Below are 24,851 nucleotides of genomic sequence, written 5' to 3' on the forward strand. Positions count from 1 at the left end.
TTTCAGGAGCAACCAACTGTAAAGCCACTTTAAAAAAAATAGTTTAGCTGTCGAGCATATCTTCCTTCAGATCTTCATCGGTTGGGTTTTGACCTAACCAGATCCCAAGCACCGCTTTACGGAATATATCATCGCCGGTCACCGACAGTTTCTTGCCATTCTTGAAGCTCGTAATGCCATGACCCGGCACACTTAGGAAAGTAAACTGATCACCTTCTTTAATCTGCTCATCAAAAACGGCGATAAACGCTTTAATGCTGTCATCTATTTTGCTGGTATCACCACCCGTCGCTTTTTCAAACCCTTCATTAAGTGCATTCGTCATTTTTTCAGACGTAATCATGCCCGAAGTGACGTTCAAGCGAATTGCTGCAGGCTGGTCGCTATTCAACACGCTTGCGCCATCTTGAACCTTTGCCGTGGTGAATAGAGAACCAACATATAAATCAACAAAAAACTTACTTCGTACACCAGCACCGTTGAATTTCAACAGAGTTTCCTGCGGTGTTATCGAATCAGGCACTTCAACACCAGAGACCTCAACACCTGCCTGAGCAAATCCACTTAACCCCATGAATGCTGCAGCGAATAACAATTGCTTTTTCATGATCATCTCCAAATTAAATCGTGATAAAAAACAGAAAAGGCTCACTCATCAATTCGTAAGTGAGCCGCAACGCTTAGAAAGCGTGGTTATACTCCAGCCAGTAAATATCATCTGTGCTGTCGCTATTATCCGTCTTATAGTTCACTCGAATATTCTGCTTTTTGGTCAGCTGGTAAGCCACTGTAAACTCGCCTTGGAAACTCGGCATTTGTAAGCCACCATCCATCACATCATCCTTCCACGACTTACCTTGCACCTCTTTGGTATAGCTGGCACTCAATAGCGTCCACCAGTTATCATTAATGGCATAACGCGCGTATACCATACCTGTCATGACCAGAGATGGAATATCAATCCCACTGCTTGAAACGGCTGTCGTTTGCTCTCCGATGAGGTCGGGCATATTGTCTTCAACAACGACCGCACCGGCATAAAGAATCGGCCACACATAGATTTTGTCCGTAACAGGAATCGTCATCACAGGTCCCGCTTGAACGACGGCATAGTTACCATAGAAAGGATGGTCCCCCATTACAGCATCAATCGACCACCCCGTACCATTGGTGGTATCGATGGTGCCGTAACGTAAACGATAAGATCGCTCGCTCTTCGTGTCATTGAACGTAGGAACCATCCCATAATCTGGGTGATTCACCATGCCGCTAAACTTTGCCGTATCCGCATCTTCGTTGAAGATGTTTTTTGCTTCAAAAATCACACCGGTTTTTTGCCCGCTGCTAGCAGTTTTTTGCGACAGCATAAGCTGGCCTTTAATATTGGCACCGGCTGTACCATATGACATGCCTAACGATGTATAAACATCGGTTGGGTTGGACATATCAATATCAGCTTCTTTGTCTGCATCGGCGGCAAATGTTAAGCCAGAAGCCATAGACGCAATTACTGCAAGCGATAAAATTCGTAGTTTCATAGTTCACCCCATCATCTTTAATATATTGATTTTGTGTGTTTTTATATTTTTAATCTGGTTACGCATCTTGTTGTATTGGTGCTGTTTTCACAGCACCTGGGTAGATTCATCGTGTTTAAGCCGTTTGGGCGACCTGACGTTGCTTCCATTTACCACCAAAGAACACGAAGGCATATGCGGAGTTGATCAGGAAGCTCGCCATACCTGCAGCAAACATCAAGTCATCATTACGCGGTAGCGGTACCACATTGCTTTCGTACATGAATGGGCAGCTGAAGTAATACATAAATGAACCCGCTAACGTAAATGCACGCGCTTGTAACCAAGTCCCCTTTTTAATAAATAGGGCTGGCAACGTAGCAGCGACAAGCACCATAAATTGAGCGGTGGCAGAGCCGGGGAAATTCAGATAGACAAATACAATGTTCCAAACGTCATACGCGACAATCCAGAATGTCGTCATCGCAGGCCAAATCATGTCTTGCTCTTTGGTTTTGTCGGCATGAATTTTTGCCCAACCAGCCAAAGTAATAATCGACAGCACACCACCAATGGCGTTGAGGATATTGGCGGCGTTCCCCATACTAAAATCTTGCATAACCGCTTCAGAAATATTGATGGCTAAGAAGGCGGCAGCGCCGAATTTTGCCCATTTCATATCGCCAATTTTGGTAAAACGGATCAGAGTGAACAGTGCTGCGGCACCCACAACCGAATACAATTTCACCCACTTAAACCAGTAGCTGATCTCGTAGCTAGACCACAATGGAATCAACGCAATCGGCAGAACAAACCAAAGAATATGGTTACTCCACTTGTAGCGACGACATAGTTCATTCAGCGCCATCAGACCAAACAAGACGAAGAGAACATGTAAATATGCGCGGTTTTGGTACCACTTATGGAAATTGAATCCGTCATCCCCAAGGGTAAAGCGCATCTCTTCGCTATCCACAAATGCCATTGTGGCGCCATCGAAATCTTTGATTTCATTGCCATCGGCACTGGTGATCGTCAGCAGTTCACCGTGAAGCGACCAAGTCAGTTGCTCTGTTTTGTTAAATCCGCCTGACTGCTTCAGCACATCAACTTGATTACTGTCGCCAAACTCCAAGCGATAAAACAAACTGCCTTCGCCAGGCTTACCATCACGTGTGCCTTGCCAAACTTTGCCTTTGATATCGTCAACTCGGGTCTGAGTGGCATCAATATCAGTTGCTGCCGTCGCCAAGGTAGTAAAGCCGATCAATACCAGCGCAATCATTGCACTGAAAAGTCGTCTAAATCCTAATTGCATAGTCTTGTCTCTTTTGGGGCTCAAGCAGAGCACCGCAGCCACGGTGCTCTATGAAACCTAAGCCGCTGTTGGTTTTGATTGGTTTAAGTCAGAGTCTGATTCAATATCAGCAATGGCCGGCGGCGGGTTGTCACCATACGGTGGCTCGCCAGTTTGTTTCTGAACTTTGAAGTACCAGATGGCAAATGGGATATGTAGTACGAGGTTAATAGCACCCCAGTAATACAGAACGTTGTCGTTATACCACTTGGTCGAATCCATAAGCGGCACGAAGATATCGCTATTGGCTCGAATGAAGAGGTGGAAAGCTAAGGTATATACACGGGCGATAATGTATAACTCAGGGCGCCCTTTAATGATGGGGTAGATCTCTGCCGCCATCAGAATACAGAAGGAGCTTGCAAAGAAGGCCGGGCTTTCACCAAACACAAAGGCAAGGTTCCAAGTTGTATATAGGAAGTTCCACGCCGCAGTTGAGTAAAACAAGAGGTCATTTGGCTTGTCACGACCAATCACCCAGTAAAGACGCTTGCCATTTTTGTATCGAGGGAACGGAATCGTGATACATAAAATGAAGCCGCAGATGGCGTTAAAATAGTTTCCGGTTACGGCGTCCTTCGCTGTCGCTTCAAAAATGTTCAGGAACAGCATGGCGTAGAGGAATTTCAATACCCAGTCGCCACGGAACAGCTTCAAAACTCGGCTCGGATTATCATGGTAAAGCCAGGCAATACGTGCACCGCCAACAATGAATGCTGTTGGCAATAAAACACTCAATGTTTTTGCCCAACGAAACCACCCATCAAGCTGCTCAGCCCACAGCGGTGCTGTCAGCAAAGAAAGCAGCCATACCACAGCTGTGAATCTTGGTGTACGGCGCATGCCTTCCACCAACACTAATAGAATTACAATATAGCCAGTCATAGTTACGACATATTGCCAAACAGGGATGTCCATAACGCCTCCAAGTACGTTTAGTCCACATGCGCATCACTGCGCCAAAAGGTGACTATTTGCTTTAACTCGAAAAAGATAGAGCAAATACTCTAAATTAGAGTTATTACTCTAGTTGTGAAACTCAACATTTAACATGATCTAGATCACGTTAAGTAATTTCGGTCGCTAGAATTTCTAAGGGGACGAGGCCAACTTGTGAACTGGATCACCAGTTGCAAATAAAGCATCTGCGCAAGTGCACAACATATTGTGCGGTTATTTTGAGCTGTGTTATCGCGCGCAGGGGATTAAGGTCAGAGTTTACGGGGAGGTTTGTTTTTGCCTCGCTAGAGATCTGAGCAGCCTTTTGGAGAATTCAGTCTTTAATCTAAACGAACAGCTGCCGCAGACTTTTGTCTCTATACCTGCCCCCAAGTTGAGAGCGAAAGTAAGTCCCAATGGGCTTGACGATGACAGCGGTGTCATCGATACGACGGGGTTATCGATACTAAAGGGTCATCGACACACCTGGGTTGATGGGTACGATTTCATTTGTCTGCAACAAAAAAGCGCCCGTAGGCGCTTTTTGAATTTAACCAATTGAGAAAGAGTTGCTATTTACCACGACGGGCAAGCTCTGCATCAATTTCACGTTTCTTCAGGAAATACTCACGCGTTAACGCAAAAACGACCGGACTCAACAAGGCAAGTGCAATCAAATTTGGAATTGCCATCATCGCATTGAGGGTGTCTGCTAATAACCATATGAAGTCCAGCGAACTCACAGCACCTAAAGGCACCGCTATCGTCCACACCAATCGAAAAGGGATTACGGCTTTGACCCCAAGTAAATATTGCACACACTTTTCGCTGTAAACACTCCAGCCCAAAATCGTTGTAAATGCAAAGACCGATAAGGCAATTGCGACAATATAATTGCCAAGAGGGATCGCTTCAGCAAAAGCGAATGAAGTTAACGACGCGCCATTTTCACCGGAAGTCCAAACCCCAGTCACAATGATTGCTAGGCCTGTAATACTACAAACAATCAATGTATCGATAAATGTACCAAGCATAGCTACTAACCCTTGAGCAACGGGGTTATTTGTTTGCGCAGAAGCATGGGCGATAGGCGCACTTCCTAGCCCGGCCTCATTTGAAAAGACCCCGCGAGCTACACCAAAACGGATCGCCGCCCAAACCGTAGCACCGGCAAAGCCCCCTTCTGCCGCAACAGGGCTAAAGGCACTTTCAATAATTAAACTGATTGCAGCAGGGATCTCAGTCAGATTCATCAATAAAACAGCCAAACCTGCTGCAATATAAAATACCGTCATCATCGGCACGAGTTTGCCTGCAACATCGGCAATTCGTTTAATCCCGCCCATCAGCACGGCACCCACCAGCAGCATCAATACAACACCCGTCACCCACACTGGAATGGAAAAATTGCTTTGCAACGCATCAGCAACAGAGTTTGCTTGCACTGTATTGCCAATACCAAAACCGGCAAAAGATCCAAATAGAGCAAACGCGGTTCCGAGCCATGCCCATTTGCTTCCAAGACCATTTTTGATGTAGTACATCGGACCGCCAATATGCTGGCCCTTCGCATCAACTTCACGGTACTTGACTGCGAGCACAGCTTCTGCAAATTTGGTCGCCATCCCCACAAGCGCAGTACACCACATCCAGAACAAAGCACCCGGTCCACCGATAAAAATTGCAGTCGCCACACCAGCAATATTACCGGTGCCGATAGTGGCAGAGAGTGACGTCATTAACGCATTAAAGGGGCTGATCTCTCCCTTAGCATCACTATCCTTATCAGGAATTCTACCGGACCAAAGAAGTTTAAAGCCGGTTCCTAATTTCAATACTGGCATCAAACGCAAACCAACGGACAAAAATAACCCCACTCCCAAAATCATAACGAGCATGGGTGTCCCCCACACGACCTCATTGATCAATTTAATCGCTGCTGTAATCGATTCCATTCTTTCCTCTTCTTATTTTTTGTTATTTGTAAAGCCACTGTCGTTGCAACGAACAGCCATCAACTTGAGCCTCAAACCAGATTACAATGAATAACTATGAAATGGAATCAAACCCGAAACAACAAATCAGCAACATATATGCAGCGATAAGAACCACACCAATACCCATCCTCCTGTTCACAAATGGGGAGCCAAAGACTACACGCCGCTTAGCCTACACAATCAAAATTTCGCATAAAAAAGTCATGGTAAATGTTAACCACAATATGATTAAGGTATTTATTATTCGACTAAAGCCTAAATATGGCGAAGCACATCAAAATTAATATTTTCTGCCCTCAGCTCACATCCTTTTGTTTTTAAGCCTTTTTACTGACTGGTTAGCGTGGATAATCTCACACTGCGACTGTTAACAAATTTTTTTCATTCAAGAAACATTAGACAAAACAGCCTTCGACAATATATGCTGCAAAACCGAATATTTATCCACGCGCATTTTTCGGGATATATAACAACAACGATAAACAACCAACAATAAGAACAGCGTAAGTTTTGGGAATTTGATGATATGACAACAAAGTTTCGCCTCCATTCGTTAACATTAGCGATCGGCCTAGCACTGACAAGTAACACAATCTATGCAGCGGAAAATACTGCCCCAGAAGTGGCAGACGCAGATGTAGAAAAAATTGCAGTACTAGGAACCCGTGTATCGAACAGAACGGCAACAGATTCAGCAGTACCAGTTGACATTATCTCAGGAGAAAGTCTCACTAAAAGTGGCTTTACCGAGTTAGGGCAAAGCTTACAAGCAACCGTACCTTCATTTAATTTTAGCCGCACCCAAGTGTCTGATGGCTCAGATTTGTTTCGCCCAGCAACCTTGAGAGGCTTACAGCCGGATCAAACTTTAGTTCTCATTAATGGCAAACGTCGCCATACCCAAGCGATATTTGGCTTAAACGGTACTGTAGGCGCTGGCGCAGCCGGCACCGATATGAATGCAATCCCGATGATTGCGTTGCAAGATGTACAGGTTCTTCGTGATGGCGCCGCTGCCCAATATGGTTCAGATGCAATTGCAGGTGTGATCAATCTATCCCTTAAAAATACCACGGATGTTACTGAAGGTTACCTACAAACCGGTGGCACAACTGAAGGGGATGGTGACGGCTATTCTTTGGGCTTAAACACAGGTTTTGATATTGCTGATGACGGCTTTATCAACCTCTCATTAGAATATCGAGACTATAACGGCACCAATCGCGCTCAAAAAGATATTGGTGGCTCTTCTTCAATTGCTCCTGGCACGCTGTCGGATAGTGTTCGCTGGAAGCAAGGCAACGCAGATTCTGAATTTACGTCAGTATTTTTCAATGCAATGGCACCGCTTGCCGAACATGAACTCTACGCATTTGGCGGCTACTCAAATCGAACTGCACTAGGCAATGGGTTTTTCCGTAATTTTAATGAGTCTGCCAAAAACGTTCCTCAGCTATATCCAGATGGATTCTTGCCACTCATCGATAACGAAGCACAAGATGTTTCTATTGCGATGGGCCTCAGAGGCGATCTGAATGACGACTGGCAATTTGATGTGTCGGGCGTATACGGCGAAAACCGTTACGACTTTGATTCTCGAAACACAATCAATGCGTCATACGCTGCTGAGTATTTATATAACAATCCTAGTGCTACAGATGCCGACATTGCGGCCAACGCAGGTCCAACCTCAGGTTATAGCGGTGGCTTCCGCTTCGACCAGTTAACCTTCAATGCTGATATAGCTGGTGTAGTAGATATTGGTCACTCGGACTCTTTGTACGTTGCTTTTGGTGCCGAGTACCGCCAAGAAAATTATGAAATTGTTGCAGGCGAACTTGCGTCCTATGCATGTGGCCCATCAAATAGTAGCAATGCATTCCCATCAGTTATGGACCCAGCTGTTTACGCGGGTTGCGGATTCCAAGCTTACCCAGGTTTACGACCTGACGCGGCCGGTTCAGCAGATCGCCATAGTTATGCCGTGTACCTTGATGTGGAAACCCAAGTCACTGACGAATGGCTTGTTGGCGTTGCGGCGCGCTATGAAGACTTCTCAGATTCAGGCGATGACCTCGTAGGTAAGCTTTCTAGCCGCTATGATGTGAGTGATAGTTTTGCATTGCGTGGCGCGGTATCGACCGGCTTTAGAGCACCGTCACTACAGCAAAGTGCCTATACCGCTTATACAAGTAACTTAGGTCCTGGTGGCGTACTTTCGCAGTCATTCACTGCAACAGCTGGTTCACCATTCCCGTCGGCGCTAGGGGTAGATTCACTTGAGCTTGAGAAATCAAAAAACTTCAGCTTAGGTGCAGTATTTGATGTTACCGATGAAGTATCTGTTACAGTGGATGCTTACAAAATCGAAATTGAGGATCGCATTACTCTCGGGAGTTTGCTCTCTGAAGACCAAGTTTCATTTAATCCTGCCGCCGTTGCCGCACTCAATGAAACCGGTGCAGTGCAAGCCAACTATTTCTCAAACTCAGTCAATTCAACAACGCAAGGCGTTGATTTAATTGTCACCTACAAAACTGAGCTATACCAAGGTGATTTCGATATCACTTTGGCAGGAAATATTAACGAAACAGAAATTGATAGTGTCAACGCCCCAGAAGGCATACCTGAAAATGTCGCACTAGACGACTTACAACGTAGCTTCCTGACTGATGGCCAGCCCCAAGAACGGGCAACCTTGACCTTCGATTACTCGAAGAATGATTGGCATGCCCTATTACGTGCCAATTACTTTGGTGAAACAGATGTCATCTATTTTGGCAACGACCATATTGGTTTACCGGGCTTCTTATCCCCAACGGGTTCGTTTGAACCGACCAGTACAGTTGAATCTGCAGTGTTAATTGACTTGAACTTTGATTACCAGCTAACCGATGCTTTGAGCTTCTCTATCGCAGTGAACAACATCTTTGACGTTCGCCCAGATGAGCTAGGTGAAGATGAAGCGCTAGACTTCATCACCAATCAGGCTTTCCAGTATCCAGTGCGCGCACTACCTTATGGTTTTGATGGCACAACCTATTCGGCTAAGGTGAACTTCACCTTCTAGAGCACGGATTGCTCACGCCAAACCTTATCACTCCTTGTGATACCCAACTTGACCAGGCCGGAGTGCCTGGTATTTTTTTGGTAAAATTTGAACCCTCTAGCTAACAACGCAAAGACACTAAAGCGTGTAACGCAGCTTTGGCAGCCAAAAGTTCACCGTCCATCATGGCAGTATCTGCATCAACATACTGATTGATGCCCGCTTGAATATCTTGCTGGTACACCACAACGTTATTCAAAACCGACGCAACCTGCATACCCCGTAGCCGTCCAACGGTAAACAAAGCAGATGTTTCCATATCGCAGGCTAAAACACCGCGACTATGCCAGTGTTCACAAATGCTGCTCTCATCATCCCGATAAAAGCTGTCGTGTGACCGAACTACGCCCACATGGTGCTGCACATTGTGTTGAACCAGGAATGACTCGAGCCCATTGGTAAGGTGGCGATCTGCTGTTGCCGGATACTGTGCCTCAACATAGGAGAGTGAGCCGCCTTCATCGCGGACCGCAGACTCAGCCACAATCAAGTCTCCAAGCTCAATGCCATGCTGTATTGCCCCTGCAGAGCCCACTCGAATCACCAGCTTTGCACCGCATTGGTTCAGCTCTTCTAGAGCAATAATTGCTGAAGGAGCGCCAACCCCAGTGCTACACACAGTAATCTGCTGGCCTTGATACATGCCAGCCATAGAACGAAACTCGCGGTTCTCTGCCAAGGGATGAGGATTATCTAACAACGCCGCGATTCGATTCACACGTGCAGGTTCACCACAAACAATCACACGTTGGGAAACTTGGTCTGGGGTCAATGCAATATGAGCTTTTTTAGACATGATTCGTTCCTAGAAAAGTTAATCAGCTTGAGTGCTCGTAAGGCAACACTATTTTTAAATTAGCAAGCATACCAAGCCCTATTTTTGATACTCAGATCTAGCTTACAAACTTACACGTGGAACGAACTAAGGCGTACGGTTTTGACTTTTTCACAGCGAGACTAGACCATCGTTATCGAGAGGTACACCCAACGCGATAATGGCTAGAGCTTGAAGGACGTCGTTGCAACAGAGCATTGAAAGAGGTTTTTCAGCGCAATTTCTATAAGCTGACGAAGCGCGTTAGAACGCGTTCATGCAAAGGTTATTGAGACTCCAATACTTGCTTGAGGGTGTCCACGCCTTGTGGTAGAACGATTTGCAATTGTGGCCGCAAAATCCGTATAAAAACAACAGGTTAATTGAATAGTCCATAGGTCCATGGAAGCCCCAATTTAGCAGTGTCTTGTCCTTCCCTTGCGCTGGAGTGGTCATAAATACAGGCTCCGTCACCTCAAAAGGGCTGAGAAACCTGAGTTCAAAATCAAGTTGCTTGCCTTCATCAATAGCCATGCTCTCTTGCTTTCCTCGGCCGACATCATCATGTTCACTGTCCCAAGCAGCAGTAAAACCGGCGCTGATTTCGGCAGTGCTGATGCTTAAATCGTTGAATAACGTGACGCGAAATATCTGAGATTCACTAAAGGACAGCGCATTTTGCTCTAGCCAAGATACGCTCACTATTATAAATTAGCATTCCGCTTTATGGATTTTTTTCACCCGTAATTCGTACGCTTCTAGGGTTTCGGGTCGACCAAATAAATAACCTTGGTAATAAGTGCAGCCCTCATTATACAAACGCAGTTGTTGCTGCTCGGTTTCTACGCCTTCCGCTATAACACTTAGCCCCAAACTATGGGCCATCGCAATAATGGTTCGCACAATTTCTTGGTCACTATCATCGGTCACGAGATCATCAACAAAGGATTTATCAATTTTCAATTGATAGAGCGGTAACTGTTTTAAATATTGTAATGAAGAATAACCCGTACCAAAATCATCCAGAGAGAATTGAATTCCTAACATCGATAGCTCGCGCATTTTAGCGATTGTGTTTTCGATATTGTCTAATAGAAGGCTTTCCGTCAGTTCAAGTTTGAGCAATCTAGGGTTGATCGCAAAGCGGTTAACCGCAGCTCGAACTTTACGAACAAAACTATCCTGATGAAACTGCTTGGCACTGACATTAATAGATAAGGTTAGCTCTTTTGTCGCAGCATGCTGTTGCCAAGCCTGCAATTGTCGGCAAGCGGTTTTTAAAACCCATTGTCCAATCTCCACAATCGAACCATTTTGCTCAGCCAGAGGTATAAACTCAAGCGGTGATACTAAGCCTCGTTGAGGATGGTTCCAACGGATTAAGGCTTCTGCACCAAGTGGGATATTGTCTTGGCTCATTTGCACTTGGTAGTAAAGTTCAAACTGCTGTCGCTCAACAGCCAGATGCAGCTCCTCTTCCAATACTGCTCTGGCCGATATATTGGCCTGCATTTGCGGGTCAAAAAACTTCATCGAATTTCGACCATCTTCTTTAGCTTGATACAAGGCAATATCCGCTTGTTTTAGCAATTCTTCCGCTGCTGTTTTTTGTCTATTAAACAGCGTAATGCCTATACTGGTGCTGGTTTTGTAAGCTTGACCAGCGAGATCATACGGTGCATTGACGGAATTAAGGATTTTATTGGAAATATCTTCGACCTGGGCCGCAGCAAGAAACCCATGGACACTCAATCCTTCAATAATGATGACAAATTCATCGCCACCAAAACGAGCGACGGTATCGCTCTCGCGAATACACTTTTGTAAACGAATAGCCACTTGCTGCAGAAGTAGGTCACCCATATCGTGACCTAACGTATCATTCAGGGTTTTGAAGTGGTCTAAATCTAAAAAGAGCAACGCACCTTCGTGACCATTGCGAGAGCTCGTCGCGAGGGCATGGTGCAATCGATCCAACAACAAACGCCGATTAGGCAAACGGGTCAATGGATCAAAATAGGCCAAATCGGCAATTTTCTTTTCAGCCTCTTTATTGCGAGTGATATCATTGAGGGTACTCACATAATTGCATACCTCTCCTTCTCCGTCTTTCACCGCTGTAATGGTTAATTTTTGCGGGTAAATTTCACCAGTTTTACGCTGGTTCCAAATCTCACCTTCCCAGTATCCGTCATGATTTATCTCCCGCCACATTTGCTCGTAAAACAACAAATCATGTTTACCCGAAGACAATACATTCGGGTCTTGGCCGATAACGTCTGCAGCTTGGTATTCAGTCACTTTGGTAAATGCACTATTCACTCGGAGAATTTTGTTTTCAGCATTGGTAATCATCATGCCTTCTTGCGCTTCAAATGCAGTGGCAGCAACTCGTAAATTTTCATTGGTTTCACGTAAGATGATATCTCGGCGGTATAAGCTTCTCAGTACAATGGTTGCCGTCACTGTGCCTGAAAATAAAGTAAACAGCGCAAACACAATGAGCAGTAACCACAGCTGCAATTTTGACTCATTTCGGCGCTCTTTAGCCTGCGCCACCAAATCCGCAGCTTTATTCGATGAATAATCGACAATGTAATCCATTCGCTTTAGCAAGGATTCGTGCATCGGCGTGGCTTTGCTTTTAATTAAGTCCTCAGCGGCGGTAATGTCTTGATTTGCCAATAATGAAAATATTTGACTATGGATTTGGTGCAGGTTATTCACAAGCGACCGCGCTTCATATACTTGCGACATGTCCCCTAAAAAATTGGCCTCTATGGTCGTCAAACTATCATTGAGTGCCACTTGTTGTTTATGGCGTTCCTGATTGATTTTATTGTGCTCAATGATGGATTGATCAATAACGGCATAGAGCAATTCGGCACGCAATGTCGATACCGCTTGACGGGAAATTCGTGCAGCCGCATTCACTTGGAAGGGATGTTGATACAATTTGTTGGTCTGAGCGGTGAAGTCATCAATTTCTTGACTCAGTTGCAGCGCAAAAACTAAGAGCCCCACTAAAATGACCGAATACCCGGAAAGTGTTGTAAGTAACACCCCTGCGTAGGGCTTAAAAAACTGGCGTTTCAGCATCGCGCGCTCATACCCATGACAAACCATTAACAAAATTATAATGTTTGTAAGCCTTAGGTACTAGCGCAAACTGCCGCGATCACACAATACATTGATGTGACGCAAATCTAAACATTGAGCACAAGCAGCTCAGCAGAAAGAGGGGCTTTTGAAATCAAGTCGAGCTGTGAACATTCGACGAAAGCACGACTGTATTTGTCAAAGATCAATGGAATACACGCGAGAATAAATGAAGATTCAAAAAATATTAAGCCGAACAGAAAGATTAAATCATATATACGGCCAAAAAGTTCCCAACAAAGAACACCCCTTAAATAAAACTGAACAACCTTTAAAAATATATTAACCCAAAACAAACATCCATAAAGAACATGAAATGACACAGCGTGGTATATTTGCAACACACCAATACTTCATCTCAAAAAAATGCAAACATATTTAATCATGCTCGTCACAATTATAGGAGGATTCCTATTTATTTCGCCTTTTTCTATGGCCGAGCAAGGATTTTTACTCTTTCTATTTGCAATGTTACTTTGGGGTGGAAATTTATTACCGATACTACATGCAACAATCATCATTCCAATTCTGGCTATTGCTCTTGGGCTTATCAGCTTTACCGACGTTACAACTATCTTGTTGTCGCCTATATTAGCAATTTTTATCTTTGGCTTTGCTTTTGCTTGTTTTAGTCAAGAGCAAGGATTAGATAAAGTCGTTCTGCACACCGTTAATAAATTTTCAAAAGGCCATGAGAGGGTCGCGAGCTATCTACTTTTTGCTTTAACATGTTTCATCTCAATGTGGACTAGTAACGTCGTGACCGCAGCACTGATGCTCCCCGTCGTAATGAGTATCAACACAACTTTTCAGCATAAAGGGGACAAACAACCCTCCCAAAACAGCAAAACACATTATCTCGCTGTCGGCGTGGTTTTTAGCGCTACTCTCGGGGGAATGTGTACTCAAGTGGGCAGTTCCACGAGTCTTATTGCGAGTAGTCTGGCCCAGCTCGACTTCATTGGATGGCTGATCGGCGCGCTCCCCATTGTGACACTATTATGGCTGGCAATGCTGCTTTTATTGGAAATCTATTTTAAACCCCAATTTCGAAAGAAACTGACTCTGCCGCCTCCCGAACCCTTGAGTGCCGCACAAAAATGGGGACTTGTGATTGTTATCGGAACTCTATTGCTGTGGGTCATCGCTGCTGCGGTGTTAAGGGGAGAGACAAAGTTATACGGACTCATCCCTTTGGTCTCCGTAGCGATTTTGCTTGCGAAAAGGTTTATCTCAATACAAGGCGCGGTGAACGCAATACGCTGGCGAGTCATCGTTATTTTTGTAAGTGCATTTACTTTAGGTAAAGTTCTACATGCAAGCGGTGGAGGGCAGCTTATCGTCGACTGGGTTACACCACTACTGAGCAACAGCTCAATTTGGATTCAGCTGGCCATATTTCTACTGCTATTGGTCACCATGACAGAGTTCATGAGTAATGTTGCTTGCGCCTCTTTATTTGCTCCAGTGTTGTTTTTACTTCTGATTCCACAAGGTGTTTCGGTAGAGCAAGTTGCGCTCATGGCAGGGATTGGCGGGTCATTTGCCTTTGTACTGCCCACCGCAACACCAGCAAATAACTTGGCCTATGCACATCAATACGTGACGCGAAGAACGATGATCGGCTTTGGTGGTAGCTTCAAAGCAGCAGCAACATTGATTTTGTTCGCTTGCCTTATCGTATTTCACTAAAAATAGGTTTGAAATCAGGTGCCATTGCTTTGATTTCTATCGATTTCAACATCACAGCATTTAAGGAATTTTTCTACAAGCGGGGTAAATTGATGCGGTTTATAGATGATGTATAAATAGCGAGGGTCAGTTTCAACATCAAAATCAATTTCTTGTAAATCTCCACGCTCTAACTCTGCATCCACGGAAAGTAAAGGCAGTATGCCCAAACCCAGCCCCGTGCCTATACCACGCTTCAACGCGCCCATGGTATTCATGATAATCTCATCATGGATATGTATATCGGCACTTCTCAATAAACTCAGGGCTTGCGTGCGTGTATTTGAGCCTTGCTCATCCATAATCCAAGTTGCTGAGCAAAGATCAGAAACTGTGGGTTTGCGGCGAGCGAACTTATGGCTTGGGCTTGCGACCATACACAGTCGGTCGCTTCGCCATTGAATATACTCCAGCTCATGACTTGTTGGCATGTTGCCAATGACTGCGAGATCAAGCTCATTTTTCATCACCATGTCTTCAATCGCAGTGCTTGAAAGAATTTTTAAACTGACATCAATTGAAGGATAAAGAGTCTTGAAATAGGGTAAACGCTTAGATAGCACATAGTTGCCAGATGTCTTATTGGCGCCTATGCGCAACGTTCCACCAAGCCCTGTTGCACGCTCGTGAAAGAGCTTTTTCAGTTGATTGACTTTCGAAAGAATTGTATTGGCATAAACCAAAACTAAATTACCAGATTCAGTAATCACTAACCCGGTCGACGTCCGCTCAAAAAGGCGAGTATCGAGTGATGATTCAAGCTCTTTCAATGTCATGCTTACCGCAGGTACAGAGAGGTGAAGTTGCCGTGCGGCCTTAGAAATCTGTCCCGATTCAGCGACAACTTTAAGTACAGATAATTGTTTTAAAGTGATATGCATAACGCCTCGCATAGCAGATCTGACCGACATTGATATGCCTACAGTATACGGTGTTTGATCGTTCTCCGAACAGAGGTATTGGCTGTGACAGCTCACAGCCTCAGCATAAAAGTGCAAGCCCTTAAAGCACTTGCACTGATAACATTCTCAGGGGAACGTAGCCTGCCAAATATCCACGACTACAGTCCCATATACTGGTAAGATTAAATACACAAACCAATATGACTTCAGTCCTTTAACGCGTGTGCAGCTGCATGCTCGCCAGCGCGACGACCAAAGATCACCGTATCGGCTATAGCATTACCACCTAAGCGGTTAAACCCATGTACCCCTCCTGTAACCTCTCCAGCAGCGTACAGCCCTATCATTGGACGACTTTGGATATTTAGCACTTCAGACTCCGTGTTAATGGCCACGCCTCCCATCGTATGATGAATACCAGGCTGAACACGAACCGCATAAAATGGGCCCTTCTCAATTGAAAGCGGCATTAAATCGCGTCCAAAGGCTTCATCTTTACCCTGCGCCTTATACTTGTTGTAGTCAGAGACCGTTTGCGGAAGATTCTTCATTCCCGTTATTTTAGCCAGCTCTTCAACCGAATTCGCTTTAGACAGCATGCCTAAATGGTCATATCCACGAACCATTTTCTTTTTCGAAATTAGCTGCTCATCAAACACCAACCAAGCCCATTGCTCGGGTTGTTTGAGAATTGCGTCCGAGGCGCGATCACGGGTCGTCAGTTCGTTGATAAAGCGGCTACCATGAACGTTAACCATGATTGCTCCAACACCACGGACCGTTTCAGAGACGAGAATTCGACTGTCTTTACCGATAGTCGGGTGTGCCTGCACCCAATCGATATCCGTCATACTTGCACCAGCCTCTTTAGCCAGCAAGATGCCATCACCTGTTGCAGTTACATTATTCGATGACGTCATGTCTTTGAATGTTGGGCGATAATAAGCAATCATCTCTTTGTTCATGCCGTACCCACCTGTTGCAAGCACAACAGAATCTGCCGCAACCATGTAGTGCCCGGAATGTTTGCCATGAATCACCACGCCAATCACTTTGTTATTATCTTGGTTATCAAGCACAAGTTTGACAACTTTAGAATTCAATCGAGTATCAACCTGCTCTTTAGCGGCCGCTTTGCGCAAAACATCAATAATGTGAGGACCAACACTATGACCGCCTGATGGACGATGGGTACGATTAACGCGAGCCCCGCCAGAACGCTTAAGGCCATCCATATTTGCGCCGAGTGATTCTAGCCATTCGACCGCACTTGCCGACTCCTCCGCCAAGATTTTCACCAATGCTGGGTCGTTCTTATAGCGGCCGCCTTTCATGGCATCTTCTGCATACCACTCCACTTTATCTTCGATGCCACGCTCTTTTTGCTGACGAGTTCCAACAGCATTGATACCACCAGCAGCCAACATCGAATTGCCGCCGCTATAGGGTGCTTTTTCGAACAAAATGACTTTTGCCCCGGCTCGCTTCGCAGAGATAGCCGCATTAAATCCTGCGCTACCTGCACCAATAACTACGACATCTGTGGTCTCTACTGGACCCGCTGCAATCGCCTTTTTAATCTTTTCGTTATCCCAGCCTTTATCCCACTTAGGCTTTTTCTTCGCTTCAGCAAATGGCATCTTGTCATCTTCAAATGAGTGACAGTTATTGCATTGAAACTTTGGCGCTTCGTGGCCTTTATGGCACGAAGTACAGTTGATATCACCTAAGTGAGAAGTATGAGGATCAAAGTGCAGCTCAGAATTAGCCAAATCACTATACTCACCATGACAGCTCTTACACTGCATGTTCTCATGGGTCTCACTGTCGGTAACATGACGAGGTTTTGTATGGCACGTTTCACAACCATCCATCTCCGAATGAAAGTTTGCCAAAGAATTATCTTTCGCTTGAATTCCTGCGCTCATTCCTAACGCTATCGCTATTACAGCGAAACGAGTTAATTTAAATTTCACGGTCTTCACCTTATTTGCTCTCCCAATTTACGTGGATTCTAGCAATAGGTGCCAATCTATTAGTTTGATCAAGCTCAAATCAATTTAAGCAAGCATTTCAATGTATTTAATTACGATTAAGTTTTATTGAAAGGAAAAAACACAAGCTGTGATGCATTTCATAAAACATTTTATATAAAAACTAAAAAATAGAACCAACAAAAGTCGGTATTTATATACAAAAAGTATTTAACTCGAAAATAAAACTTAAATTCAACTCACACAAATATCAATTAGAATGGTAAGTGCAGGTATAAAAATGAACTTTAATAAAAGAACTTTAATATTAGCTATGGCTCTTGCAAGCACGCAAACGTATGCAGCGGAAAATTTTTCGGATGCATTCAAACAGGGTCAGTTAAAAGGTCAAATCAAGTCATATTCTTTCGACGAAGACTATGACTCTAATGATGATGCAGATAATAATATCTGGGCAAATGGTGGTTACGTTTCCTACAAAACCGAACGTTTCAAAGGACTCTCTTTTGGTACCACTTTCCAGACCTCCCATGTCACAAGCATTGATGATCCCGCCGACAAATTTAAAAAGACCATGAATGCACGTGGTTCAGTCATGTCTGAGTCCTATTTATCTTTTCAATTCGGCAACACGAACTTTAAAGGCGGACGCCAGTATTTATCACTTCCTTTGATAAAAGGTTCCGGTTCAAGATTGATCAAAGAGTCATTTGAAGCCTATGAAATCACCAACACCGACCTCCCCAAAACATTAATTTCATTTGCTAAAGTCAATAAATATCAAACACGAACAGATAAAGTGACAAAGAATACCAATGCCGCCACTTTCTATAATGACGATGTTCAACGGGGAGATGTAGGTGGATTTTATGATATCGGTACCGATGGAGCACTGTCTTTTTATCTCAAGAATAATTCGATAGAGAACCTGAATCTGCAGGCCCATTACGTCGACTTTATCGACGAGGTTAAAGATGTATATATCGATGCAACTTACCGCTTTGAAACAAAGTTCAAGCCATTTATTGCTGCGCAATATTATGGCTCCAATTACGATGAATCTGCCCGTGAAGACAGTAAGCTATTGGGTTACAAAGCTGGTGTTTCTATTGATGGATATAATCTCCATGCTGCTTATACCACAGTAGACGATGAAGGTAGTGTCATTCGGGGGATAGGTGAAGCGGCCACTGCATCTTTTACCAATTCGAGCCAAACTTCAGGTAACTATCATGCAGGAACCGATAGTTGGCAAATTGGTATCAGCAAAAAGTATAATAACCTGAAAGTCAAACTCTCACATACGGATAGCGACAACCCCATATCCAAATATCAACTCAAACAAACCTATGCTGAAATTGGGTACAAATTGAGTGGAGCCTTTCAAGGATGTTCGACATCAATTCGATACACGATTTACGATTTTGGCACTGATGCCGACGCTAAGGACAAAGACGAAATTCGTGCCAAGTTTTTCTATAGCTTCTAAACAGAAGCGATATTTGAACACATAAGCACACAGCAAAAAAATGGAGCCATTTAGCTCCATTTTTTTTTCGGCTATCAAACTTCTTACTGCATCAAGCTAGGCAGCAATAACCTGTTTCAATAGCGCCACCCCTTGAGGCTCAACTAAATGCAAGCCAAGCTGAAGACTAACCTCAGGTGCACGCCCTAAGGTATAACGACCAGCAACACCATGCCCGCCATTATAGGTTTGTAGCCAAGCTTGTAATGCCGCATCGATTTCCGCCAACGCATTTAATCGCTGCGTCTTTATCAGGCTTTCATAAAAGTTATCCCAAATCAGACGGTGAAACCTTGCGCCTAAACCATTCACAACCGGGCCGTTATAGGCACGCATATGCACATGGTTGGCTTCTATCTTCGCCACCACATCTTTAAACGGTTGGCTTTTCTTACCGAAGAATTCAACGCCCTTATCCGTCAATAAATGCTCTATGGGTAAGCCCTTGGCAACATAGTCGGGGGCAACGTGCTTCAGCAAGAAGTCGGCCGCCGCTTGCGAATCATTTGAAAGTGATAACTTGGCATGGGCAAACTGACTATAGGCATCGACAAAGGTATGTTGATACACCATACCAATCCCTTCAAACTCACCGACAGCAAAGGTATCTTGCACGCATACATTGCCAGGATAAAGGCATTCTAATTCGTCATCGGTTTGCTTGAGGCGGTAGAGTTGCTCGGTTTGACTTCTGGCATGATTGGCAAGGTTAGACTGCTGCCGAAGCGCACTTTGCAGCGCATTCAAGCGGTTTTTCTTAGTTTCTAGGTTATGCCGAACCCAAATAGCTCTGACACCACTGGCTGAAATTTTGCAGCCGCGCGCCGTCAAAATTTCAGCGGCTTTGGCCTGACCATAATTGGGATAATCCAGCGCGATTTCAATCACCTGCTCCTCAACTTCAGCAGATACTCGGTTTTTTAAAGCGGGCTTTTTGCGGGACAGATTTCTGAGCCCTTGCTCACCCACCTGCTCATATTGACGCTTGAAGCGGTAATAGCTATCGCGGCTATATCCCATAATTTCACAAGCTTTACTCACGCTACCTAACTCTTTGGCCAGCTGTAATAGCGCCAACTTGTTGCGGATGTCTTGCTTACTCTCTTTATTATTCATAGCCGCCCGATCAAGTTAAAACTTTTTTAATCTTACCAGAAAACGCCATTAGGGGTATATCCCAACCAACGGAACCAGGTTTCACCAAGTAAAATACTTGTGACCCAACCAATACACAACATGGTAATACCAAATTTAAAAGTATCCGATAGACTGTAATGATCAGTCGAATAGAGCAGCAAAGCAGGCTTACTATTAAATGGCAACACATACACATGTTCAATCAACAGCGCCACAGGTAAAGCTAAGCTCATAACAGGAAAATCAAAACGCTGAGCAATACCAATGGCAATCGGCACAAACAGCATAGTACGCATGGTTTTCGACTGAAACACTAAGGAGCTAAACAACATGGCACCAGTCAAAATGATATAAAACACTGAAAATGGCGTTTGATCACCCAAGCCAAAAAATTCAAGCCCAGCGTTCACCGCTAAATTCGGCAAATCGGTCTGCTTAAAGCCCGCACCTAAGGTATAGGCCCCCGCTGAGAATAAGAGTAAATGCCAAGGCACATCAACTTGGTTCCAGTTAATGACACCAATGCGAGGTGAAAGCGCAACGATGGCACCAATAAATGCGACAGCGGTAGCGCTCACACCATGATATCTATCAGTTGCCCAGAAAAATAATATAGTAATAAAGATGCCTAAAGAGCGGATTTCGCGGGCACTAATCCGCCCCATACTGCGCAGCTCTTGCTGCAAACGTTCCATCCCACCTTCAATTTGTGGTAAACGCTCCTCTTCCGATAAAGGAAAGAATATCCGCGTTGCCAGTAGCCAGCCAATCACAATCATGCAAACCACAATTGGTAGGGCTACTATCATCCAGTCGGCAAAAAAGAAGCTGCCGCCAATGGCACCAGCAATCAAACTTGCTGCCAATAAATTTGCGCCAGAACCAGTTACAAACGCGCCGGCACACAGATTGATTTGCAATAAGTTTTGCAATACCAGATTGCGGCCAAAATGGTTCTTATGATTGCCACCTCGCGCGCCATAAACCGCAGCAATAACCATAAAAATCGGCATCAAAATCGCCGCTTTAGCCGTCGTAGCAGAGATAAACGCCGATAAAACTAAGTTAATCACCATAAAGCTATAGAAAATAGGCGTGGCACTGGTACCAAAGCGGCAGATAAACCACAGTGCAAACCGCCTTGCAGCGCCAGAAGAAACTAGCATGGACGCCAAAATAAACGACAAGATATTCAACCACATAATTGGGTGACCCAATTGGGCATAAGCTACTTTTTCCGGCAGTACCCCGGTAAGAACCATGGCAATAATCACCATCAATGAAGTGAGGTAGTTTGGCACGGCTTCACTAATCCACAGCACAATTGCGGTACAGAAGATAGCAAACATTGCTTGGCCATGGAGGCTAAATTGCATCGCCCCAACCTGCTCATAGCGCGTCGCTGCGGTCTTAGAAAGAGTGGCAGGATCGAACTCAAGTAAGAAATTAAACGGCGCGCCCATCATTAAAAAAATAAAGCATGCCAAGGCGAGGAAAATACCACTTCGTTCCAGTAAACGTTCGAAGCTACTCTTACACCTAACTGGCAATCGCTCCATTTTGTATTGATTCATATCCAAAGGATCGAAATGGTTTTCTGCGACCGTTTTATTCATTTGCAATTTCCTAGCCTGAGCTTGTGATTCGATGTTTGCACTTTATCGATTTACGCTGAGCAAAAAACCGATCCAGATCACTAAAGCAGCAAATAAACCCGACGCTACCATGACACAAAAAAACAACAAAAAAAACAAACACCAAATAAGCTACTGAATATAAATAGAAATAATTACATCGGATGTCTAAGCCAAAACAACTATGTCAGATTAGATTGAAACTATCTTTTTTATTTTGTGATCTAGATCGGTTTTTGTGTTCATTTTAAGGCGTAGCATGAAAAAGGTAGACATGAATCGTTCCAATAACATGAATAAGGATCCACTCAAAATGGCAGAACTAAAAATTGGCGAGATCTCCAAACCTCGTTTTGAATTTCGCTCATTTGGACAAAACTTTGATCAAGCAGCCAGCAGAATGGCTAGACTTTCTATGCCAGTTCCAGAAAAGGTTTGGCACCGCGAAAGCGACGAAATCTACATTATGTCGCGCACAAATGACATCAATAACACCAAAATACGCGATGGAAAAATGGATGTTAAAACCTATGTGCAAACTGTTGAGGGTTTAGAGCAATGGGATCCTAAACTTAAAGCAGAGTTTCCGGTTAGTCGCGAACAATTAGAAAGCGAAGTGATTCCAGCATTTATGGTTGAAGACTTTCCATTAGAGGCTAACGAATACAGTCTTGAGGACTTTCTAGCCTTAATCGATGCACATCCTGACTTACAAGCAGTGCGCATACACAAAGAAAGATTCGGCTATATGGTCAACGACACCATTTGTGAAGTTGCCAATGTACTGGTCAATGGTGCCAAACTGGTATCTATTAACAGCGAGTCAACCGAAGTCTCTGACATCCAAGCTACCGTTGAAGCTGTTGGCTTAACTGGTGTGGAAAACATCAACTATTTGCAAGCAATCAAACGTGTGATTGGTATGAGCAAAAAGCCTTTGGCAAATTAAATTAGGAACAAAAAATGGCACAAGAAATTGAACGCAAATACCTACTAAAAAATGACAGTTTTAAAGCCGATGTACGCAAAGAGCAGCGAATTATTCAAGGCTATCTGTGTAGTGTTCCTGAGCGTACTGTACGAGTTCGCGTCAAAGGCGATAAAGGCTTTCTCACCATCAAAGGAATTGGTAATGAATCGGGCGCGTCGCGTTATGAATGGGAAAAAGAAATCACAACAGCAGAAGCGCAGGAACTACTTAAGATTTGTGAACCAGGCGTCATCGACAAAACCCGTTATTTAGTGGACTTTCAGGGTATGACATTTGAAGTCGACGAGTTTTATGGCGACAACTTAGGTTTAATCGTCGCCGAAGTCGAACTTGAATCTGAAACTCAGGCTTTTGTTAAACCCGCTTGGTTAGGAGCAGAAGTCACAGGCGATGCCAAATACTATAACTCGATGCTAATGAAGCACCCTTATACCAAGTGGTAAAAGGCTATCAACATGTTATCGCTATCGATCGTCGATAAATATCACCTGCAGCTCGATGTAGAACTGGATACACAAATTAAATCCGCTCAGTGGAAAATGTATCTGTTCTTCCCTGCATTTATGGCGAACGATAGCGATACTTATGCCCCAGGCCAATTCAAACCTAAACTATTACAGCAACAAACATTATCTACGCATCGCAACCAAGATAACTCGATATGTGATATCACCAACTTGACCAAGCTGACGACACAAAAAGACGCTCAGCACCTCCCCTTATTCTTTACCGCGCTAGCAGATTGCGTTAACAACCTTTTGGAACAATTAAAACAACTAAAAAAAGCGCAAAAACAGCCGTTTGGTGACAGCCAATCTTTAATGGGTCAGTTTCAACCAGTCGCTAATAAAATTGAATCTTTACACAAATTGCTTGCCTGTTTGCCCAAAGGGAAAAAACATCGCTACCTTAAACTAGCTACCCAGCTGCTAAGTTATCACTTGTTTCAAGCACTACTTGCCCACAAAAAAAGAAACAAGGCACCTTGGCTGAATATAGAAATTGAAAAGCAGTTAGCCCGAGCCGAAAAATATAAATATCGTCTGAGCCATGACACAGAAGGCGGTCGCGAGCGGCTGTTGGATAAATATGAAGTATCACGCAGGATCCTAAATACCCCTTACTTACTGAAAAGGAAAAAATTGCGCGGTAGTAAAGTTGCCGAGCAGATGATTTTTGCTTTTGCAGCCGCCCTTGCCATGGCATTTGCCACAGCAGTCGCCTTTGCAACACAACAGAGTTTCGGCAATTTTTCTACACCTTTCTTTTTCTCTTTGGTGATCTCCTATATTTTCAAAGACAGGATCAAAGAGCTTGGCCGCAACTATCTACTCGACAAATATTTTAAGTTCTTCTTCCAAAGCCACTATCGCTTATACAGTAAATACTCGTCCAAAGCTGTCATGGATATTCGTGAGTCATTCTTCCGCATCAGTAGCCACCAGCTTGATGACAACGTAAAGAAACATCGCCTGTACTTCGCCGAATTGGACACAAATTCAATTGATGGCATATCCGTATTCCATCGCCACTACCGGCCACAAACAAACAAAGATCAAAGCACACCAAGAAAGTTTAAAGATAAGCTGACAATTAATTTAAGCAAACGCTTAAGGGCTGCCCCAGGAATCACTCGCAATCATTACCGCGTGGTTGCCGATAAAGTTTGCTCAGAGTCCGTATATCGGGTTCAACCTATCTATGTGGTGATTGAACAATCCCATCAACAAGAGCAGAGTGTCCAACTTTTCCGTTTAATTACAAGCCGCAGAGGAATACACAGACTCGAAGTAATTGAGCAGTCCAATCACACCAATACATAATCTTGGTTGTTGAAAATCAAGTTTGATTCAAATTGGCAAACCGCCAAGGCACAAGGCTTTCCGCCGTATAAACACTTAAATCGATTTCAATTTACACAAATAAAAATGCGAGCAAAAGTGTACGATTAAGTTGAGATTAATTGAGCCAGATCACGTTTTACCCCGCATAAAAATCGTACTCTGTCCGCAACAGACAAAACCTAATTTTTGTCGCATATA

18 protein-coding genes are annotated in these 24,851 nt (G+C 44.1%); 6 read left to right on the forward strand and 12 right to left on the reverse strand.

Annotated features, from left to right (window positions below; genetic code table 11):
* Positions 1-43 precede the first annotated feature (43 nt).
* The 5 genes from IEY18_RS13300 to IEY18_RS13320 all read right to left on the reverse strand — a co-directional run bounded on the left by IEY18_RS13300 (position 44) and on the right by IEY18_RS13320 (position 5,768).
* The gene (locus tag IEY18_RS13300; RefSeq protein WP_188921621.1) at positions 44-607 is read right to left on the reverse strand and encodes a chalcone isomerase family protein; all 564 of its coding nucleotides are present in this window, start codon (positions 605-607) and stop codon (positions 44-46) included.
* Between the two features lie 73 nt (positions 608-680).
* A complete protein-coding gene (locus IEY18_RS13305; RefSeq protein WP_188921623.1) occupies positions 681-1,538 on the reverse strand; it encodes a hypothetical protein in 858 nt (285 codons plus the stop codon).
* A 115-nt stretch (positions 1,539-1,653) separates the two neighbouring features.
* The gene (locus tag IEY18_RS13310; RefSeq protein ID WP_229779889.1) at positions 1,654-2,835 is read right to left on the reverse strand and encodes a DUF5692 family protein; all 1,182 of its coding nucleotides are present in this window, start codon (positions 2,833-2,835) and stop codon (positions 1,654-1,656) included.
* Between the two features lie 57 nt (positions 2,836-2,892).
* Complete coding sequence (locus IEY18_RS13315) at positions 2,893-3,792, reverse strand: hypothetical protein (protein WP_188921625.1); 900 nt, start codon at positions 3,790-3,792, stop codon at positions 2,893-2,895.
* A 593-nt stretch (positions 3,793-4,385) separates the two neighbouring features.
* A complete protein-coding gene (locus IEY18_RS13320) occupies positions 4,386-5,768 on the reverse strand; it encodes an alanine/glycine:cation symporter family protein (protein WP_188921627.1) in 1,383 nt (460 codons plus the stop codon).
* 568 nt (positions 5,769-6,336) lie between these two features.
* Here IEY18_RS13320 and IEY18_RS13325 point away from each other — a divergent pair.
* Positions 6,337-8,880, forward strand: coding sequence for a TonB-dependent receptor plug domain-containing protein (locus IEY18_RS13325; protein WP_188921629.1), 2,544 nt, complete (start codon positions 6,337-6,339; stop codon positions 8,878-8,880).
* 100 nt (positions 8,881-8,980) lie between these two features.
* Here IEY18_RS13325 and IEY18_RS13330 read toward each other — a convergent pair whose 3' ends face one another.
* The 3 genes from IEY18_RS13330 to IEY18_RS13340 all read right to left on the reverse strand — a co-directional run bounded on the left by IEY18_RS13330 (position 8,981) and on the right by IEY18_RS13340 (position 12,832).
* Positions 8,981-9,715, reverse strand: coding sequence for a nucleoside phosphorylase (locus IEY18_RS13330; RefSeq protein ID WP_188921631.1), 735 nt, complete (start codon positions 9,713-9,715; stop codon positions 8,981-8,983).
* A 282-nt stretch (positions 9,716-9,997) separates the two neighbouring features.
* Positions 9,998-10,435 carry an SRPBCC family protein gene (locus IEY18_RS13335; RefSeq protein WP_188921633.1) on the reverse strand — a complete coding sequence of 146 codons (438 nt, stop codon included), beginning with the start codon at positions 10,433-10,435 and terminating at the stop codon, positions 9,998-10,000.
* 9 nt (positions 10,436-10,444) lie between these two features.
* Positions 10,445-12,832: a putative bifunctional diguanylate cyclase/phosphodiesterase gene (locus tag IEY18_RS13340; RefSeq protein ID WP_229779891.1), complete on the reverse strand. Its 2,388-nt coding sequence runs from the start codon at positions 12,830-12,832 to the stop codon at positions 10,445-10,447.
* A 444-nt stretch (positions 12,833-13,276) separates the two neighbouring features.
* Between IEY18_RS13340 and IEY18_RS13345 the strand changes: the two genes are divergently transcribed.
* Positions 13,277-14,584: an SLC13 family permease gene (locus IEY18_RS13345; RefSeq protein WP_188921635.1), complete on the forward strand. Its 1,308-nt coding sequence runs from the start codon at positions 13,277-13,279 to the stop codon at positions 14,582-14,584.
* A gap of 14 nt (positions 14,585-14,598) precedes the next feature.
* Here the strand turns inward: IEY18_RS13345 and IEY18_RS13350 are convergent, their stop codons facing one another.
* Positions 14,599-15,504: a LysR family transcriptional regulator gene (locus IEY18_RS13350; RefSeq protein WP_188921637.1), complete on the reverse strand. Its 906-nt coding sequence runs from the start codon at positions 15,502-15,504 to the stop codon at positions 14,599-14,601.
* Between the two features lie 227 nt (positions 15,505-15,731).
* Positions 15,732-17,501 (reverse strand): flavocytochrome c, encoded by a 1,770-nt coding sequence (locus tag IEY18_RS13355; protein WP_229779897.1) that lies wholly within the window; start codon positions 17,499-17,501, stop codon positions 15,732-15,734.
* A gap of 298 nt (positions 17,502-17,799) precedes the next feature.
* On the opposite strand from IEY18_RS13355, the gene IEY18_RS13360 reads away from it, so the two are divergent.
* A complete protein-coding gene (locus IEY18_RS13360) occupies positions 17,800-19,008 on the forward strand; it encodes an OprD family outer membrane porin (RefSeq protein ID WP_188921639.1) in 1,209 nt (402 codons plus the stop codon).
* A gap of 96 nt (positions 19,009-19,104) precedes the next feature.
* Here IEY18_RS13360 and IEY18_RS13365 read toward each other — a convergent pair whose 3' ends face one another.
* Positions 19,105-20,163, reverse strand: coding sequence for a helix-turn-helix domain-containing protein (locus IEY18_RS13365; RefSeq protein WP_229779899.1), 1,059 nt, complete (start codon positions 20,161-20,163; stop codon positions 19,105-19,107).
* Positions 20,164-20,195: 32 nt separating this feature from the next.
* Positions 20,196-21,800, reverse strand: coding sequence for an SLC13 family permease (locus tag IEY18_RS13370; RefSeq protein ID WP_188921641.1), 1,605 nt, complete (start codon positions 21,798-21,800; stop codon positions 20,196-20,198).
* A gap of 331 nt (positions 21,801-22,131) precedes the next feature.
* Here IEY18_RS13370 and IEY18_RS13375 point away from each other — a divergent pair, with 331 nt between their 5' ends.
* Genes IEY18_RS13375 through IEY18_RS13385 form a run of 3 tightly spaced genes read left to right on the forward strand, consistent with a single transcriptional unit; the run spans position 22,132 to position 24,632 of the window.
* On the forward strand, positions 22,132-22,767 hold the full coding sequence (locus tag IEY18_RS13375) for a hypothetical protein (protein WP_188921643.1): 636 nt from the start codon (positions 22,132-22,134) through the stop codon (positions 22,765-22,767).
* Positions 22,768-22,781: 14 nt separating this feature from the next.
* Positions 22,782-23,252, forward strand: a complete 471-nt coding sequence (locus tag IEY18_RS13380; protein ID WP_188921645.1) for a CYTH domain-containing protein — start codon at positions 22,782-22,784, stop codon at positions 23,250-23,252.
* A 12-nt stretch (positions 23,253-23,264) separates the two neighbouring features.
* Entirely contained in the window at positions 23,265-24,632 is a 1,368-nt protein-coding gene (locus IEY18_RS13385; protein ID WP_188921647.1) for a hypothetical protein, read from the forward strand.
* Positions 24,633-24,851: the final 219 nt, after the last annotated feature.

This window comes from Shewanella gelidii (assembly GCF_014647855.1).
GTDB lineage: Bacteria > Pseudomonadota > Gammaproteobacteria > Enterobacterales > Shewanellaceae > Shewanella > Shewanella gelidii.